Genomic DNA, 17,528 nt, shown 5'->3' with positions numbered 1-17,528 from the left:
CGATAAAATTCCACAACAGAATGCTTGAAAGCAGTGCTGTGCCTGGACATGAAAAACCCCCGAAGGTTGACATCCAACTTTCGGGGGTCAGTTCACTCGCGCCGGGCTTTTTTGTATTTTGGCAAAGAATCCGACGCTCCTGACGGCTTACGCCGGTGGCGTGCCATTGTCGGCAAGCACGTCGCCTGCCAGATAGAGCGAGCCTCCGATGAGGATGCGCGGCGGGGTATCGCTCGGGTCCCAGCTATCGCGCAGAAGCTTCAGCACGTTCTCCACACTATGCACTGGTTCGGCTGAAATGCCGGCTTCCAGAGCCGCCGCCGCCAGTTCCTCATGCCCGATGCCGGCGTCGCTGGAGCGGATCGGCACGGTGAACACATGCTTCGCCATGCCGGCGAAAGCCTTGAAATAGCCGACAGGATCCTTGGTGTTGATCATGCCGGTGATGAGGAATAGCGGTCGTGGCGCACGTTCTTCCAATTCGGCGAAGGCTTCGGCGATAACCACGCCCGCGCCGGGATTATGCCCGCCATCGAGCCAGATTTCAGCGCCGGGAGGCGCCAACTCCGTCAGCCGTCCCTGCGTCAGGCGCTGCATCCGCGCCGGCCAGTCCACCGTGGTCATCGCCTTTTCGATCGCACGGTCGGAAATGTCGAAACCGGCGGTGCGCACGGCCTTGATCGCGGCGGCGGCATTGCCGAGCTGGTGACGCCCGGCAAGGCGCGGCAGCGGCAAATCCATCAGTCCCGCCTCGTCCTGATAGATCAGGCGACGATGCTCCTCATGGGCAAAAAAATCCTGTCCGTAGACGGAAACGGGCGAACGGAGCCGTTCGGCGGTTTCCAGCATGACCTTGCGCGCTGCGTCATGTTCCTGGAAACCAATGACGACGGGGCAGCCACGCTTGATGATGCCGGCTTTCTCCGCCGCGATCAGCTCCACCCGGTCGCCCAGATAGGACTGATGGTCGAGCGAAACCGGCATGATGAGCGAGACCGCCGGTTTGGGAATGACATTGGTGGCGTCGAAGCGCCCGCCAAGCCCGACTTCAAGTATTACCGCGTCGGCGGGATGTTCGGAAAAGAGGACGAAGGTAACGGCGGTGAGGATTTCGAAGACGGTGATGGGCCGCCCGGCATTGGCCTCGGCCACGCGCGATATCGCGTCTGCCAGTACATCGTCGCGAACCAGCTTGCCGCCGCCGGGCTCACCGATGCGGTAACGCTCGTGCCAGTTGACGAGATGCGGCGAGGTATGGACGTGCACACTCAGCCCGGCTGCTTCGAGCAGCGCCCGCGAGAAGGCACTCGCTGACCCCTTGCCGTTGGTGCCGGCGATATGGATAACGGGCGGCAGCCTCAGATGCGGGTTGCCGAGCGTATCGAGAAGCCGCGTAATCCGCTCGAGCGACAGGTCGAATCCCTTGGGATGCAGGCCCAGAAGCCGTTCGATTTCCTGCCCGGCGGTTTTAAGCGCCATATCAAGCAGCGACGCTGTTGAATACGTCGCTCTCCTGCGCTACGGCGGCTGGCTTCTTCATCAGCATCTTGAGGATGCGCGCAACGGTCGCCTTCATCTCCAGCCGCGAGACGACCATGTCGACCATGCCGTGTTCCATCAGATATTCGGCGGTCTGAAAGCGTTCAGGCAGCTTTTCGCGGATCGTCTGCTCGATGACGCGCGCCCCGGCAAAGCCGATCATTGCGCCCGGTTCGGCGATATGCACATCGCCCAGCATCGCATAGGAGGCCGAAACGCCACCAGTGGTCGGGTTGGTCAGCACCACGATATAGGGCAGGCCGGCTTCCTTCAGCATTTCCACGGCCACCGTTGTACGCGGCAACTGCATCAGAGACAGGACGCCTTCCTGCATCCGCGCGCCGCCGGAAGCGGAGAACAGCACCACTGGACGCCTTTGCGCAATCGCGGTCTCGAAGCCTTTGACGATCGCCTCGCCGGCCGCCATGCCGAGCGAGCCGCCCATGAAGCCGAACTCATGGATGATGACGGAAATGGGCAGGCCTTCGATGGCGCCAAGCGCATTGATGATGGTGTCGTCTAGGCCGGTGCGCGCGCGATAGTCCTTGAGACGGTCGATGTAGCGCTTCTCGTCGCGGAATTTCAGCGGATCAACGGGCACTTTAACGCTTTCCAGCATCTCGTACTTGCCGTCATCGAAGAAGAAGCGCAGCCGATCCCTGGCGGGAATCCGCATGTGATGGCCGGAAGCGGGGATCACCCACTGATTGCTTTCGAGATCCTTATGAAACACCATCTCGCCGCTCTCTGGATCCTTGATCCAGAGATTTTCCGGCATATCGCGGCGTCCGAGCATCGAATTGATCTTGGGCCGGACGTAGTTTGTGATCCAGTTCATGATCTCGCTTCCGTTTGTTCGTCTTCTTATAAAATCTAAGCTGAATCTAAGCGCTTATTCGGCGGCGGCAAGGCGTGCGGCGCGAATCCCGGTGGAAAGGCCGCGCACCATGGTGGCGACAGCCTCCGCCGGATCGGCCACCAGCGAGCCGTCGGGCCGGATCGTGTTGGCAACCGCATTGACGATGGCCGTGCCGACAACGACGCCATCAGCAGAGGCGCCGATGACTTTTGCCTGTTCGGCGGTCTTGACGCCGAAGCCGACACAGATCGGCAGCGCCGTATGCGCCTTGATGCGTTGGACGGCTCCCGCCACTTTGGATGTGTCTGGCAGTGCCGAACCGGTAATGCCGGTCATCGAGACATAATAGACGAAGCCGGAGGTGTTTTCGAGCACCTTGGGCAGGCGCTTGTCATCCGTCGTCGGCGTCGCCAGCCGGATGAAGTTGATGCCGGCCTTTAACGCAGGGACACAAAGTTCTTCGTCCATCTCCGGCGGCAGATCGACGATGATCAGCCCATCCACACCGGCCTGCGCCGCTTCCGTGAGGAACCGCTCGACGCCATGGATGTAGATCGGGTTGTAATAACCCATCATCACGATCGGCGTGGTGTCGTCGCTTTTGCGAAACTCCGCCGCCATGGCCAGCGTCCTGGCCAGTGTCTGCCCGCTTTTCAACGCGCGCAAGCCCGCGGCTTGAATCGCCGGACCATCGGCCATCGGGTCGGAGAACGGCACGCCGAGTTCGATGATATCGGCGCCGGACTCGGGAAGCGCCTTCATGATCCTCAGCGAGGTCTCGTAATCCGGATCGCCGGCCATGAAATAGGTCACGAGCGCCGGACGCCCCTCCGCTTTCAAGTCCGCAAATTTTTTGTCGATACGTGTGGTCATACTGTGCCTCGTGGCATGGTGCGCGTGAGATAGTCGGCGATGGGTTTGCCGGACATTGCCGTTTCCATCCATGCGCGCCGTTCAAAATCGATGATTCCAAGTTCCCAGACACAAGCCGTTAGCAACGGGTCAGCCGGAAGGAATTTAGGCTCTGCGTCGAGATCGGACCGCCAGATTATTTGGGTGGCGATGCCGCCTTCAAGCCACCAGTGAAGGAGCAGCCAAAGCCCTTCCTGCCCCTGATGGAGAATGGCGAATCCTGCGCCGAGATGGCGTGTTTGCGCTAGCTTTTCACCGGTCGTTTCGATCAGTGCGCGCGCCCTTTCGATTGGCACGGTTGCGATAGGCTTTGCCGGGTCAGCCTCGATGACGCTGAGCTTTACCGTCGCCGGGCCGCATTCCACAAGACCGTCGAACCATGCGGCGCGCGGCTGATAAGCGGATATGTCGGCGGCCTGCTTCATGGTCGAGATCAAATCTCCATGCCGAGCATCTGCGCGACGGTATGCACGTCCTTGTCGCCGCGGCCGGACAGGTTAACGATCATCACCTGATCCTTGCCCATTGTCGGCGCGAGCTTGACCGCATAGGCGATGGCGTGGGCGGATTCGAGCGCCGGGATGATGCCTTCCACGCGCGTGGTGAGCTGGAAAGCATCGAGCGCTTCCGTGTCGAGAATCGGCACATAGGAAACGCGGCCCGTGTCGCGTAGCCAGGAATGTTCCGGGCCGACGCCCGGATAATCGAGCCCGGCCGAGATCGAATGGCCTTCGAGGATCTGCCCGTCGTCGTCCTGCAGGAGATAGGTCCGGTTGCCGTGCAGCACGCCGGGGCGTCCGGCATTCATCGAGGCGCAATGCTCGTTGCCGTCGAGACCGTGGCCGCCCGCTTCGACGCCGTAGATTTTCACGTCCTTGTCGTCGAGGAAGGGATGGAAAAGACCGATGGCGTTGGAGCCGCCGCCTACCGCCGCGACGATGGCATCGGGCAGGCGGCCTTCCTGTTCGAGGATCTGCTTGCGCGCTTCCGTGCCGATGACCGACTGGAAATCGCGAACGAGTTCAGGATAGGGATGCGGGCCGGCCGCCGTGCCGATCAGATAATAGGTATCCTCGACATTGGTGACCCAGTCGCGCAACGCCTCGTTCATGGCGTCCTTCAGCGTGCCGTTTCCGGCGCTGACGGGCTTCACTTCCGCGCCGAGCAGCTTCATGCGGAAGACGTTCGGCTTTTGGCGCTCCACATCGGTCGCGCCCATATAGACGACGCAGGGCAGGCCGAAGCGCGCGGCCACGGTGGCCGACGCCACGCCATGCTGACCGGCGCCGGTCTCGGCGATGATGCGGGTCTTGCCCATGCGCCGCGCAAGCAGAATCTGGCCAAGACAATTGTTGATCTTGTGGCTGCCGGTATGGTTCAGATCTTCGCGCTTGAAATAAATCTTCGCGCCGCCCAAATGCTTGGTCAGGCCTTCGGCATAATAGAGCTTCGATGGGCGACCGGCATAATGGGTCGATAGGTTCTGCAATTCCGCCTGAAATTCCGGGTCGTCCTTGGCGGATTCATAGGCTTCCTGCAATTCCAGGATCAGCGGCATCAATGTTTCGGCTACGAAACGGCCGCCGAAAATGCCGAACATGCCCTCTTGATCAGGGCCTGTTTTGAATGAGTTTGGTTCAGCCGGCTTGGTCAACTAATCAGCTCCTGTTCGTCGCGGCGCGCACGGCCCGGAAGAATTCTTCTATCAGGCGCACATCCTTTTCGCCCGGCGCGATTTCCACGCCCGACGAGACATCGATGCCCGGCGCGTTCGTCTGACGGAGCGCTTCGGCTATATTGCCCGCATTGAGCCCACCCGAAAGCATGTAATCGACATTCCCGTCAAGCGCCGCCAGCACGCTCCAGTCGAAGGCAACACCGTTGCCGCCCGGCAGTTCCGCCCCTTTCGGCGGCTTCGCATCGAAGAGTAGCCGGTCGGCCAGCCCTATATAAGGCGGGATCGCGTCAAGATCGGTCGCATCGCGGATGGAGAGGGCCTTCATGACGGGGAGGCCATAGCGGGCCTTGATTTCCGTCACCCGCTCAGGCGTCTCGCTCCCATGCAATTGCAGCATGTCGGGCTCGACCGTCTTCACGATTGCATCGAGCATCGCGTCATCGGCATCGACGGTGACGGCAACCACATTGGCCCGTCCCCGCGCTGCCCCGCGTAGTCGTCCCGCTGTCTCAGGATCGATATTGCGCGGGCTCTTGGCGAAGAAGATGAAACCGATATGCGACGCGCCGCAGTCGAGCGCGGCGGCAACCGCCTCGGATGTCTTCAAGCCGCAGATTTTGATATCGAGAGCCATGTCCAGCCACGTCGCATACTTTGCCCAAGGAGTCGAGTATTTCGAATAGGGCTTTCGCGGCGAAAACCTAGCCTAAATGTTGGTCGAAACCGTGTTCGACGAGAAAATCATAGGCTGACATGACTTCTGGCGGCATGCCCTGTGGGACTTGGTAGCCCTTGGCGGGATAGTCCAGAATGCGTTTCACATCGCCCACCATCTCGTTGACTAGCTTCTCGAACGGATAAGCGGCGGTAGGCTGTTCTTCGAAGGAAGTGGGCGGGGCTGTCACGAACGCCTCAACCTCCGGCCATTGCCGGGCGACAGTGGCAAGCGCACGTCGCTGCGTCTGCGGCTTGGTGACAATGATGACGCTCTGGACGCTATTGCCAAGAAGCATACGCGAAAAACGGATGTTCTCTCCAATATTCGTAGCTTGCGGTTCAATTTTTATCGCTGTAGCCGGAACGCCCCAGGCAATCGCCACATCGGCGAAAACATCCGCCTCGCTTTTCTCATAAAGACCTTCGGTCCAGTTGCCGGACTTGCCGGTGAAGACCAGAAGCGGCGCGAGACCCGCATGAAAAAGCGCCGCGCTATGCTTCGCGACACGTAAGTCATAGCTGCCAAGACCTATGATCGCGTCAGCGGGGCGCAATTCATCGTGGACCAGATGATAATTCCACAGCGCGCGCGCCGCGTCATGAATGCTGTCACTCATGAGAAGTCGATAGCCTGCAAGGCGCTGCCATTGCGTTTCAACCATGCCTTGCAGCGATCCGTATCGGGGCAGAGTTCCAGGCAGAGCTTCCAGAATTTCGGCCCATGGTTCATTTCGATCAAATGCGCCACTTCATGCGCCACCAGATAGTTGATGACGGGGGGAGGGGCCATGACGATGCGCCAGGAGAACGAGAGCACTCCGTCCGAGGTGCACGATCCCCAGCGGCTCTTGGTATCCTTATGGCGGATCGCCTTCGCGCGGCGGCCCACGCTCGCCGTATGGCGGGCTACCAGCACTTCCATCTCGCGCTGGGCTTCGCGCTTCAGGAAATCGGCGATACGGCGCGGCAGGTGCAGCCTGTCGCCATGAACGACCAGCGTTCGCGCGCCGTCTTCACCGTCAATTGCTTCCACTGTGCCGCGTCCCGGCTCATGCACGATCAAATGCGGCACACCGCGTATGGGGATCTTGATGCCGGGGCGCACGAGCGCGCGATCCGGCAACCGGGCGATGCGGGTTTCGATCCATCCCTCGTGGCGCGAGAGGAAGCGGTCCACCTCACGCGCGGGTAGCCCCGGCGGAATGGTGACGCGCAGGCCCTTGCCGCCGGCCTCGATGCGCAGCGTCAGCCGCGTCGCGCGCGGGTTTTCCACCACGCGCAACGGCAGCGTGCGTCCCGCGACCCGGTAGTCGCGGTTGCTCTCGGCCTCGGTACTCTTTTCCGGCGTCACGCTAAACAGACCCATGATGCAAACCTAAAGCCAAGTCCAGGAAAGTGCGAAGCGGTTTTCCCGGGAAAAACAGGAACTGTTTTCCCCGCGGACTTCCGTACCAACCTAGACGATTCGTGGAAACTTTTAGATAAAAGGCTCGTCAAACAGAGACGGCGCGGGATATCCGCGCCGTTTCTTGGTTAGCAAATTATTAAAGAGAAGATCAGCCGATATCGGTAATCTCCGTGGGCGCAGCAGGTGTCTTCTTGCCGGCGCTGCGGCGTTCGGCCTTGAAGCGGTCGAACTCTTCCTTGTCCTTGGCGCGGCGCACTTCACGGGCATAGGCCTCGAAATCGGCGCGGGCTTCATCAAGCTTGCGGCGCTCTTCGGCGAGGCGCTCAAGCTCTTTTGCGCGCCATTCGTCGAAGGCGGCGTTGCCGGACGAACCTGCGCCGCGAGGGCAGGCGTTGCGGAAGCCCTTGAAAATGCCGTCGGTGGCGTTGTTCACATCGTGCTTGAAGCCCTCAAGCCGGTCGCCCCAGAGAATGTAGGCGAGCATGGCGAGACCGAGAGGCCAATAGATCATGAAACCGATGATCATGAGGGCGATGGTAGCCGGCGTCCAGGCCGGGCGGATCAATGCGGAACTGTTCATTGTCAACTCCGTGTGTAAAGGCATGATGCCGTCAAGTCGTAGACTTCCAGGCAATATCATGGGCCACAACAAGCTGGCCCCTATTGGCCGCTTGATTATCGAGTTGGTGAATGAATTATGATTTTTCAAGGCGTAATTGTTCGATTCTTGTTCTGATTTGCCGCCGATATCCGTGATTTCGCATGATCGAGTGCTGCCACCGCCAGCCCCGCAACCAGCGCCCAGAAGGCCGAGCCGATACCGGCGATGGCGATGCCGGAGGCGGTGACGGCGAAGGTGACCATCGCCGGAAGCCGCTCGTTTTCCGCTTTCAGAGCCAGCGTCAGCGCATTGATGAAAGGAGGAAGAAGAGCGAGCCCGGCGATGAGCACGATCAGAACCGCAGGCAGAACGGCGAACAGCGCCACCAGCGACGCGCCGAAAATGGCGAAAACCAGATAGCACACGCCATAGACCGGCCCGGTCAGCCAGCGCCGCGCCGCATCTGGATGCGCGTCCGGCCCGGTGCAGAGCGCCGCCGAAATCGCCGCCATGTTGCTGGTGTGCGCGCCGAAGGGCGCGGTCAGAAGAGAAACGAGGCCCGTCACTTGCAGGCAGGGGCCGGTCGGCGGCTCATAGCCCGCGGCGCGTAATACCGCAAAACCGGGCAGATTCTGCGAGGCCATCGTCACAAGATAGAGCGGCAGCGCCAGGCCGATCATCGCTTTCGCGTGGAAAACGGGTGTGATCCAGGCCAGCGTCGAAAATTCCGGCGCCGGCAAATCAGGCACCCGGTCAAGCGTGAAGGCGAAAATAATGCCGGCGAAGAGCACGGTCAGCACAGCCATTGCCGGATTGAACAGGCGGATGACGAAGAACAGCGCCACCAGCGGCAGTACCAGAACGGGATCGACCGGCAATGTTTTCGCCGCGCCGATGACGAAACTCACCAGCACACCGGCCAGCATTCCAGAGGCGATGGAAGCGGGTATGCGTGCGACAAACGCCGAAATCGGCTTGATGAGCCCGGTCAATATGATGGCGATTGCGGTGACGATGAAGGCGCCGACGGCTTCCGGCATGGTAAAGCCTGTACTCGCGCCGATAAGCGCAAGCCCCGGCGTGGACCAGGCAGTGATGAGCGGCATCCGGTAGCGCCAGCTGAGGAAAGCCGCGGAAACGGCCATGGCGAGGCAGTTCGCGGTGACCCAGCTTGCGGTCTGGGCCTGCGTCGCCCCTAGCGCTTGCGCAGCCGCGATGACCAGTGCCAACGTACCGCCGAAACCGACAAGGGCGGCCACGCTTGCCGAGGCGATGACGGAAAGGCGCATGGTTCAGTCCCCAGAGCATGATCCCAAAAAGTTGTAGACTTTTTGGACAAGATCATGCGGCTAAACAAGGGCTATGTGTTCGGCAAGCGCCGAGACGGTGCGGGTGAGAAGCTCCAGATCCTGCGTTCGCGACAGGCGATGATCGCCGTCGCGCACCAAAGTCAGCGTCACATCATCCATCGGCAGATGCTCGGTGAGGGTGAGCGCATGGGTATACGGCACGTCCGCATCTTCCATACCCTGAAGGATATGAACGGGGCATCCGGTCTCGATTATACCCCGAAGAACCAGATTCTTACCCCCGTCTTCGATGAGTTTACGGGTGTAAATGTAGGGATTGGGGGCGTAATCGGACGGCTTTTCGAAATAGCCCTTCTCGATCAGGTCCCGTTTTTGCGCTTCGGTCATCTGCGGCTCGACCAGCGCGGCGGTGAAATCGGGGGCGGGGGCGATCAGCGCGATGCCGGCGGGCGCATTGCCGGAGCCGGCCAATTCTTGCGCCATGCGCAAAGCAATCCACGCGCCCATGGAGGAGCCGACGAGGATCTGCGGACCTGAGGCAAAGCGGCGATAGACGGCAAGGCTTTCATCCAGCCAGCGCGAAATAGTGCCTTCGTTGAAATCCCCGCCGGACTGGCCGTGGCCGGAATAATCATGGCGCAGGCAGGCATGGCCCGTCCTTGCTGCCCATTGATCGAGATGAAGCGCTTTGCCGCCCATCATGTCGGAGCGGTAGCCGCCGAGCCAGACGATGCCGGGCGACTTCAAGCCTGGACGATAGAGCACGGCGATCCCCACCCCGTTCACATCGAGGAATTCAGGTGTTGCAGCATCCATCTATCGTCTCCTTTGCCATGCGAGAACATGCGTCCCCGCCTTGTGCCATGCAACCGGTTGGCTTGAAAACCCTCATCCAGCTTGAGCAGGCGGAGCGCGGGCTTGAAATGCCTGTCATTATGACCGATATTCCGGCTTCTGGCGGGCAAAAGCATGATCCCGAAAAGCTGCAGACTTTTCGAACAAGATCATGCGACCAAACAAGAATGAGAGGTTTTGCTCGTGGGGGTGATTTCTCGCCTGAAAGATGCTATTGACATCCGCGCCCGCTTGGCGACATTGCCGCCGAGAGCGTAATTTTGTCAGGCATGACACGCGAGAATTTGTGAATACCAGATGAAACAGTTCAGGAGATAACGACCATTCGCCGACCGTTCAGAGCGGAGCCGGTCCGGAAAGACGGACCGCGCTCCAACCGAGATATCCGGGTTCCCCGGATCCAGCTTATCGACGCCGAAGGCCAGAACCTCGGCAACGTATCCACACAGGACGCCATGGCGATGGCCGAGGCGGCGGGGCTTGATCTCGTGGAGATCGTCCCGAACGCCGAGCCGCCGGTGTGCAAGATCGTCGATCTGGGCAAGCTGAAATATCAGAACCAGAAAAAAGCTGCCGAAGCGCGCAAGAAGCAGAAGACGGTCGAGATCAAGGAAATCAAGATGCGGCCGAACATCGACACTCATGATTATGAGACGAAGATGAAGGCGGCCGGGCGTTTCTTCGAGGAAGGCGACAAGGTCAAGTTCACGCTGCGTTTCCGTGGCCGCGAAATGGCCCACCAGGAACTCGGCATGAAGCTTCTGGATCGCGTCAAGGAAGACACGGTCGAGATCGCCAAGGTCGAGGCCGAGCCGCGCCTGGAAGGCCGCCAGATGATGATGGTTCTCGCGCCGCGCTGATCAGGCCCAAATTCAACCGTTCCGAAAAGCCGCCTTCGGGCGGCTTTTCGTTGTCTGCCGCAATAATTGCCGGCGATTCATCCTTGCGTTTTTTGCGCTTTATGCCTATATGGCCGCGTTCGAACCGCCCGGCAGGGCATGCCGTGGCGGTTTTTCATGCTTTTCGGGCTTTGGTCGGCCTGAAAACATAAACAAGAAGCGCGACGCGTCTTCGGTGCCGGAAGGAAACGCCAAAATACAAGAGGCGTGGAGTTCCGCAGGAACGACGGGGAATGCAAAAAAGGAGTAGCAAAATGCCCAAGATGAAGACCAAATCCGCTGCCAAGAAGCGGTTCAAGATCACCGCCTCCGGCAAGGTCAAGGCCGCTGCCGCCGGTAAGCGCCATGGCATGATCAAGCGCTCGAACAAGTTCATTCGCGATGCACGCGGCACGATGGTTCTCGCCGAACCCGATGCCAAGATCGTGAAGAAGTTCCTGCCGAACGGCCTTTGAGCCGAAGCCTAGTTTTTAAGGAGATCATATCATGGCACGCGTAAAACGGGGCGTAACGTCCCATGCCAAGCACAAGAAGGTTCTCAAGCAGGCCGAGGGTTTCCGTGGCCGCCGCAAGAACACCATCCGCGCCGCCAAGGCCGCCGTCGATCGTTCGAAGCAATATGCCTATCGCGACCGCAAGAACCGCAAGCGCTCTTTCCGCGCCCTGTGGATTCAGCGCATCAACGCCGCTGTGCGCGAGCATGGCTTGACCTATGGCCGATTCATCGACGGTCTTTCCAAGACCGGCATCGAAGTCGATCGCAAGGTTCTGTCGGATCTGGCGATCCACGAGCCGGAGGCATTCGGCGCGCTGGTCGCAAAGGCCAAGACGGCGCTCGAATATCTGAAAGACACCACGCCGAACGCTTTTGAGGCCGCTGTTCACTAAGCCAGCGACCTCCCAAAACAAAATCGGTTTACTGTTTGGGAAACCCGCGCTGGCTAGGCTGGCGCGGGTTTTCATTTATCTTCCTGCCCCGAATCACGGAACTTGACCCATGTCCGACATCGCTGAACTGGAACAGACCCTTCTGGCTGAGATTGCCGCCGCCACTGACGAGCCGGCCATCGAGGCCATCAGGATCGCGGCGCTGGGCAAGAAGGGCTCGATTTCGGAGAAACTGAAATCGCTGGGCAGCATGTCGCCGGAAGAGCGCCAGACCCAAGGTCCCGCCATCAACGGGCTGAAAACCAGAGTCACCGAGGCGCTGACAGCTCGCCGGGCGGAACTGCGTGATGTTGCCATTACCGCCCGCCTCGAAACGGAAAAGCTCGACGTCACGCTGCCCGTGCGGGCCTCGCCGGCGGAGCGCGGACGTATCCATCCGATCAGCCAAGTCATCGATGAGATCACCGCGATCTTCGCCGATATGGGCTTCGCCATCGCCGAAGGACCGGATATCGAGACGGATTATTACAATTTCACCGCGCTGAACTTCCCCGAAGGCCATCCGGCGCGCGAAATGCACGACACCTTCTTCTTCAATCCGGACGAGAAAGGCGAGCGCAAGCTTCTGCGCACCCATACCTCGCCGGTGCAGATCCGCACGATGGAGACGCAAAAGCCGCCGATTCGCATCGTCATCCCCGGCAAGACCTACCGCATGGATTCCGACGCGACCCACTCGCCGATGTTCCATCAGGTCGAGGGACTGGTGATCGACAAAACGGCCAACATCGCCAACATGAAATGGGTGCTGGAAGAATTCTGCAAGGCGTTCTTCGAGGTGCCTTCGTTGAAGATGCGCTTCCGCCCGTCCTTCTTCCCCTTCACCGAGCCGTCGATGGAAGTCGATATCCAGTGCGACCGGTCGGGCACCGAGGTGAAGTTCGGCGAAGGCAATGACTGGATGGAGATTCTGGGCTGCGGCATGGTGCACCCCAACGTGCTGCGCTTTTGCGGCCTCGATCCCGATGAATATCAGGGCTTCGCCTGGGGCATGGGCATCGACCGCATCGCCATGCTGAAATATGGCATGCCGGACCTGCGCGCCTTCTTCGACGCCGACGTCCGCTGGCTCCAGCACTACGGCTTCCGCCCCCTCGACATGCCGACGCTGTTCGGCGGGTTGAGTGTGTAAAAGGAGACTTTGGCTATGCCGACGGTTTTGCGTAAGTATGGCTATCGGTTCCATTTTTACTCGGGCGAGAACGACGAACCGCCGCACATCCATGTCGATGGTCATGGCGCAAAGGCTAAAATCTGGCTTGAAAACGTGTCGGTCAGTAAAGCTGCCGGTTTTGGTCAAAAGGAATTAGCGCGTATATTGAGTGTCGTGCAGGAACACCGGGAATATTTTTTGGAGGCTTGGCATGACTATTTCGTATGACTCCTATCCGGAAGGCGAGCGGCCTGTCGAAGCATGGTGCGATCTGCACGAACTTCACGTGCGTCTCGCCGATGGTCGCCATGTTTCGACGCCGCTATGGTGGTATCCGCGCTTGCTGAATGCATCTCCGGCGCAACGCAACACAGTGGAACTTATGATCGACGGCATACATTGGCCGGAAATCGATGAGGACTTATCTGTGAATGGTATGCTGAAAGGCCAGAAGGCGCCTGGCGCGAAGGAGCCTTCAAAGGCTGCTTAATCCAATTCATTAACCCGGGCTGTGCCCGATTTCGGCGCTTCCGGCGCGAGCTATTAGGCTGAACAGACATGAAATTCACACTCTCCTGGCTCAAGGATCATCTCGAAACCGAGGCCTCGCTCGAAGAAATCGTCGAGACGCTGACCATGATCGGCCTTGAGGTCGAATCCGTCGATGACAAATCGGCGCTTAAAGCCTTCAAGATCGCTCGGGTGCTCACGGCGGAACGGCATCCCGATGCCGACAAGCTGCAGGTTCTCGCAGTCGATACGGGCGATGGCAAGCCCGTCCAGGTGGTCTGCGGCGCGCCCAATGCGCGCGCCGGGCTGATCGGCGTTCTCGGCGCGCCGGGAACGTATGTTCCGGGTCTCGATGTGACGCTTGCCGTCGGCAAGATCAGGGGCGTCGAGAGCCATGGCATGATGTGCTCCGAGCGTGAGCTGGAACTGTCCGACGAACATAATGGCATCATCGATTTGCCCGTCGATGCGTCGGTGGGAACAAGCTTCGCCGCCTATGCCGGGCTTGACGATCCGGTGATCGAAATCAACCTGACGCCGAACCGGCCGGATGCCACCGGCGTCTACGGCATTGCCCGCGATCTCGCTGCAGCGGGTCTGGGCAGGCTGAAGGACGGGACTATCACCCCCATCAAGGGCGACGGGGCGACGCCGGTTAAACTGATTATCGAGGCGCCGGACCTCTGCCCCGGCTTCGCGCTGCGGCTTGTCAGAAGCGTCAAGAACGGCCCGAGCCCGAAATGGCTGCAGCAGCGGCTGAAAGCCATCGGCCTTCGCCCGATCAATGCGCTGGTCGATATCACCAACTACATCACCTTTGACCGGGGTCGTCCGCTGCATGTCTTCGACGCCGCCAAGGTCAAGGGCGATCTCGTGGTGCGCCGCGCGACGGCGGGCGAGACGGTGCTGGCGCTCGATGGGCGGGAATACAAGCTCAACGACCAGATCTGCGTCATCGCTGATGACAACGGCATCGAATCGATTGCCGGCATCATGGGCGGCGAGCATTCCGGCTGCGATGAGAACACGACCGATGTGCTGATCGAATCCGCGCTCTGGAACCCGCAAAACATCGCCCGCACCGGACGTGAGCTCGGCATCATCACCGATGCGCGCTATCGCTTCGAGCGCGGCGCCGATCCGGAATTCATGGTGCCGGGGCTGGAACTGGCGACCCGCATGGTGCTCGATCTCTGCGGCGGCACGGCGGCTGAGACCGAAGTGGTCGGCTATGGCGGTTACGAGCCAAAGAAAATTATCTTCCCGGTTTCCGAGGTGAAGCGGCTGACCGGCATCGAGGTTTCAAAATCGGAAAGCCTCGATATCCTGGCGCGTCTCGGGTTCAAGCTTGAGGGCGACGGTGATGTCGTAAATGTCCTCGTTCCATCTTGGCGACCGGATATCGACGGCAAGGCTGATCTAGTCGAAGAGGTAATGCGCATTCACGGCGTCGACAACATCGCGCCGCAGCCCTTGGCGAGCCACGCCACAGTCAACGGCAAGATCCTGACCACGCTGCAGATCCGCACCCGTGCCGCCCGACGCGCATTGGCGGCGCGCGGCATGATGGAAGCAGTAACCTGGTCATTTATCCCTGCCGCTCATGCCGAAGCCTTTGGCAGGGGTGATAACAGCGGTGCCGCGCTCAAGCTTGCCAACCCCATCGCCGCAGACATGTCCGACATGCGGCCTTCGCTGCTTCCCGGGTTGCTTGCTGGCGCGCAGCGCAATGCCGATCGCGGCTTCAATGATCTGGCTTTGTTCGAGGTGTCCGGCACCTACGAGGGGGACACGCCTGACAAGCAGCGCCGCGTCGCCGGCGGCATCCGTCGCGGCACGGCCAAGCTCGATGGCGTAGGTCGCCACTGGGCCGGCAATGCTCAAAACGTGGGCGTGTTCGATGCCAAGGCCGATGCGCTGGCTGTGCTGGAGGCCTGCGGCGTGCCGGTGGATCGTGTGCAGATCGAGGCGGGTGGCCCTGCCTGGTATCATCCGGGCCGCTCCGGCACGATCAAGCTAGGTCCCAAGGTGGTTCTTGGCCATTTCGGCGAGTTCCATCCGAAGACGCTGGAAACGCTCGATGTAAGTGGAGCGCTCTGCGGTTTCGAAGTATTCATCGATACCATTCCGGAACCGAAACAAAAGCCGACCCGCACCAAACCGCCACTCACCCTCTCAAGCTTCCAGACCGTACGCCGCGATTTCGCTTTCGTGGTGGATAAAACGACCGAAGCGGCGGCGGTGATCCGCGCTGCGGGTGCGGCCGACAAAAAACTGATATCAGGCATCCAGGTTTTCGATATCTTTGAAGGTCCGGCCTTGGGTGCGGGTAAAAAGTCCATTGCCATTGAGGTGGCAATCCAGCCGCAAGAGCGCACATTGACCGACGAGGATCTCGACGGGCTTGCAAAGCGCATCGTCGAAAGTGTCGGCAAGCAGACCGGCGGTGTTTTGCGGGGGTAATTACCCCCGCTCCTTCGTCAGCAGCGCCCGCTTGCGTTCCACGCCCCAGCGATAGCCGGAGAGATTGCCATCCTGCCGCACCACGCGGTGGCAGGGAATCGCCACGGCGAGCGTGTTGGCGGCGCAGGCTTGCGCCACGGCGCGCACCGCCTTCGGCGCGCCGATGCGCGTGGCGATATCGGTGTAGCTCGCCGTCTCGCCTGCCGGGATATCGCGCAGCGCCTGCCAGACGCGCTCCTGAAACGCCGTGCCGCGAACGTCGAGCGGAAGATCGAGGCCTATGGCGGGCGCTTCGACGAAACCAACCACCTTCGCCACCAGCGCTTCGAATTCCGTGTTACCGCCGATCAGGTTCGCTTTCGGAAACCGGTCCTGCAAATCGCGCACCAGCTGATCCGGATCGTCTCCGAGGAAAATGGCGCAGACGCCTTTACCGCTTGCCGCCACAAGAATGGCGCCTAGCGAGCACTCAGCGACGGCGAATTTGATTTCAGCCTCGACGCCACCGGCACGAAACGCGCTGGGCGTCATACCAAGAACCTTGTTCGAGGTCTCGTAGAAGCGGCTGCTTGAGCTGAAACCTGCATCGTAGATCGCTTCGGTAACACTGCCCTTGCCTTCAGCGAGATGGTCGCGGATGCGGCGGGTGCGATGCGCGGCGCCATAGGCCTTTGGCGTCAGCCCGGTGATCGATTTGAACAGCCGGTGGAAGTGATAAGGACTGATACCGGCTGCCTTGGCGAGCGCGTCCAGCATCGGGAGCTCTTCCGACGCCTCGATGCGGCGGCATGCCTCGGCCACGATGGCTGCGTGGCGTTCGGCAAGGGGGGCATCATTGGGGCGGCAGCGCAGGCAGGGCCGGAAGCCCGCCCTTTCCGCTTCCGTGCAATCGGCGTGAAAGGCGATATTCTCCGGCTTGGCGAGGCGCGATGGGCATGTCGGACGGCAATAGACGCCCGTTGTCTTCACCGAATAGACGAACTTTCCGTCAAAAGCCGGGTCGCGGTTGACGAGCGCAGTCCAGCGCGGATCGCGTTCGGCGGGCGTGGCTGGTTGAGATTTGGCGATGATGAGGTTCATGGCTTTCATCCTTTTGATGCTCTGATCCTCTTTATCGCCACGGCCAAGGACAAAAAACTCCGGCGCTTGCTTTCAAATATATAAGGCTGATCAAGCCGGGGCCAGAAGCAGGCTCGTCTCAGACCGGGCGATGCCGTCGATAAGCCGCACGGAATTGAGCACGCGGTCGAAATCGATCAGGCTTGCCACCTCGATTTCGGCGATGAGATCCCACGCGCCGTTGGTCGTATGAAGAGAGAGGATTTCCGGAATTTTTCTGAGACTCTGGACGGCCTTGTGTGTGTTGCGACCCACCACCTCGATCGTCATCATCGCCCTGATGCGCTCCGCGCCGCTCATGTCCTTGACCCGCACGGTAAAGCCGAGGATCACGCCGTTGGCAATGAGCCGGTCGAGCCTGTTCTGCACGGTTCCACGCGAAACCTGGAGAATATCGGCGAGCTTGGAAAGCGGCGCCCGCCCATCCTGACGGAGCGCGGCGATGAGGCGGTTGTCCAGATCGTCCATGAGTGGTTCCTATGCAAAATGCTTAAAACGACTATGCAGTATTATCAAAATAGTGCCTGATTTTAAAACTATTTGGCATTTCTTTTAAA

The 17,528-nt window shown here is 60.2% G+C and carries 20 protein-coding genes; 7 read left to right on the top strand and 13 right to left on the bottom strand.

Going from position 1 to position 17,528, the window contains the following annotated elements; translation table 11 throughout:
• Positions 1-147: 147 nt before the first annotated feature.
• The 11 genes from C7477_RS16860 to C7477_RS16810 all read right to left on the bottom strand — a co-directional run bounded on the left by C7477_RS16860 (position 148) and on the right by C7477_RS16810 (position 9,840).
• Complete coding sequence (locus C7477_RS16860) at positions 148-1,479, bottom strand: bifunctional folylpolyglutamate synthase/dihydrofolate synthase (RefSeq protein ID WP_110754286.1); 1,332 nt, start codon at positions 1,477-1,479, stop codon at positions 148-150.
• A gap of 1 nt (position 1,480) precedes the next feature.
• Positions 1,481-2,377 carry an acetyl-CoA carboxylase, carboxyltransferase subunit beta gene (accD, locus tag C7477_RS16855; RefSeq protein ID WP_110754284.1) on the bottom strand — a complete coding sequence of 299 codons (897 nt, stop codon included), beginning with the start codon at positions 2,375-2,377 and terminating at the stop codon, positions 1,481-1,483.
• A 54-nt stretch (positions 2,378-2,431) separates the two neighbouring features.
• Positions 2,432-3,271, bottom strand: coding sequence for a tryptophan synthase subunit alpha (trpA, locus tag C7477_RS16850; RefSeq protein WP_110754282.1), 840 nt, complete (start codon positions 3,269-3,271; stop codon positions 2,432-2,434).
• Complete coding sequence (locus tag C7477_RS16845; RefSeq protein WP_110754280.1) at positions 3,268-3,735, bottom strand: hypothetical protein; 468 nt, start codon at positions 3,733-3,735, stop codon at positions 3,268-3,270. Before C7477_RS16845 ends, trpA begins: the two co-directional genes overlap by 4 nt.
• 8 nt (positions 3,736-3,743) lie before the next feature.
• Positions 3,744-4,964: a tryptophan synthase subunit beta gene (gene trpB / locus C7477_RS16840; protein WP_110754278.1), complete on the bottom strand. Its 1,221-nt coding sequence runs from the start codon at positions 4,962-4,964 to the stop codon at positions 3,744-3,746.
• A gap of 4 nt (positions 4,965-4,968) precedes the next feature.
• Entirely contained in the window at positions 4,969-5,622 is a 654-nt protein-coding gene (locus C7477_RS16835; RefSeq protein ID WP_110754276.1) for a phosphoribosylanthranilate isomerase, read from the bottom strand.
• Positions 5,623-5,689: 67 nt separating this feature from the next.
• A complete protein-coding gene (locus C7477_RS16830; protein WP_110754274.1) occupies positions 5,690-6,322 on the bottom strand; it encodes a YdcF family protein in 633 nt (210 codons plus the stop codon).
• The gene (locus C7477_RS16825) at positions 6,319-7,071 is read right to left on the bottom strand and encodes a M48 family metallopeptidase (protein WP_110754273.1); all 753 of its coding nucleotides are present in this window, start codon (positions 7,069-7,071) and stop codon (positions 6,319-6,321) included. The genes C7477_RS16830 and C7477_RS16825 overlap by 4 nt, the downstream gene beginning before the upstream one ends.
• Positions 7,072-7,261: 190 nt before the next feature.
• Positions 7,262-7,693, bottom strand: a complete 432-nt coding sequence (locus tag C7477_RS16820; protein WP_110754271.1) for a DUF2852 domain-containing protein — start codon at positions 7,691-7,693, stop codon at positions 7,262-7,264.
• 125 nt (positions 7,694-7,818) lie between these two features.
• Positions 7,819-9,003, bottom strand: a complete 1,185-nt coding sequence (locus C7477_RS16815; RefSeq protein ID WP_110754269.1) for a benzoate/H(+) symporter BenE family transporter — start codon at positions 9,001-9,003, stop codon at positions 7,819-7,821.
• Between the two features lie 60 nt (positions 9,004-9,063).
• Positions 9,064-9,840, bottom strand: coding sequence for an alpha/beta hydrolase (locus C7477_RS16810; RefSeq protein ID WP_110754267.1), 777 nt, complete (start codon positions 9,838-9,840; stop codon positions 9,064-9,066).
• Positions 9,841-10,202: 362 nt separating this feature from the next.
• Between C7477_RS16810 and infC the strand changes: the two genes are divergently transcribed.
• The 7 genes from infC (at position 10,203) to pheT (ending at position 15,852) form a co-directional block, all read left to right on the top strand.
• Positions 10,203-10,739: a translation initiation factor IF-3 gene (gene infC / locus C7477_RS16805; protein ID WP_110754265.1), complete on the top strand. Its 537-nt coding sequence runs from the start codon at positions 10,203-10,205 to the stop codon at positions 10,737-10,739.
• A gap of 293 nt (positions 10,740-11,032) precedes the next feature.
• Positions 11,033-11,233 (top strand): 50S ribosomal protein L35, encoded by a 201-nt coding sequence (gene rpmI / locus C7477_RS16800; RefSeq protein ID WP_110754263.1) that lies wholly within the window; start codon positions 11,033-11,035, stop codon positions 11,231-11,233.
• A 31-nt stretch (positions 11,234-11,264) separates the two neighbouring features.
• Positions 11,265-11,666: a 50S ribosomal protein L20 gene (gene rplT, locus C7477_RS16795; RefSeq protein WP_110754261.1), complete on the top strand. Its 402-nt coding sequence runs from the start codon at positions 11,265-11,267 to the stop codon at positions 11,664-11,666.
• A 109-nt stretch (positions 11,667-11,775) separates the two neighbouring features.
• On the top strand, positions 11,776-12,858 hold the full coding sequence (gene pheS, locus C7477_RS16790; protein ID WP_110754259.1) for a phenylalanine--tRNA ligase subunit alpha: 1,083 nt from the start codon (positions 11,776-11,778) through the stop codon (positions 12,856-12,858).
• 15 nt (positions 12,859-12,873) lie between these two features.
• Complete coding sequence (locus C7477_RS16785) at positions 12,874-13,107, top strand: DUF4160 domain-containing protein (RefSeq protein ID WP_110754257.1); 234 nt, start codon at positions 12,874-12,876, stop codon at positions 13,105-13,107.
• A complete protein-coding gene (locus C7477_RS16780; RefSeq protein WP_110754256.1) occupies positions 13,091-13,369 on the top strand; it encodes a DUF2442 domain-containing protein in 279 nt (92 codons plus the stop codon). The genes C7477_RS16785 and C7477_RS16780 overlap by 17 nt, the downstream gene beginning before the upstream one ends.
• A 68-nt stretch (positions 13,370-13,437) precedes the next feature.
• Positions 13,438-15,852 (top strand): phenylalanine--tRNA ligase subunit beta, encoded by a 2,415-nt coding sequence (pheT, locus tag C7477_RS16775; RefSeq protein ID WP_110754254.1) that lies wholly within the window; start codon positions 13,438-13,440, stop codon positions 15,850-15,852.
• On the opposite strand, the gene ada is transcribed toward pheT, so the two are convergent.
• Entirely contained in the window at positions 15,853-16,932 is a 1,080-nt protein-coding gene (gene ada / locus C7477_RS16770) for a bifunctional DNA-binding transcriptional regulator/O6-methylguanine-DNA methyltransferase Ada (protein ID WP_110754252.1), read from the bottom strand. It lies immediately after the preceding gene.
• Positions 16,933-17,022: 90 nt separating this feature from the next.
• Positions 17,023-17,439, bottom strand: coding sequence for an Lrp/AsnC family transcriptional regulator (locus C7477_RS16765; protein ID WP_110754250.1), 417 nt, complete (start codon positions 17,437-17,439; stop codon positions 17,023-17,025).
• Between the last annotated feature and the right edge of the window lie 89 nt (positions 17,440-17,528).

The sequence above is a fragment of the Paramesorhizobium leguminum genome, assembly GCF_003217235.1.
GTDB classification, from domain to species: Bacteria; Pseudomonadota; Alphaproteobacteria; order Rhizobiales; family Rhizobiaceae; genus Paramesorhizobium; species Paramesorhizobium leguminum.
The sequence above is the reverse complement of the archived record's forward strand: the minus strand, read 5'-3'. Positions and strand labels throughout refer to the sequence as shown.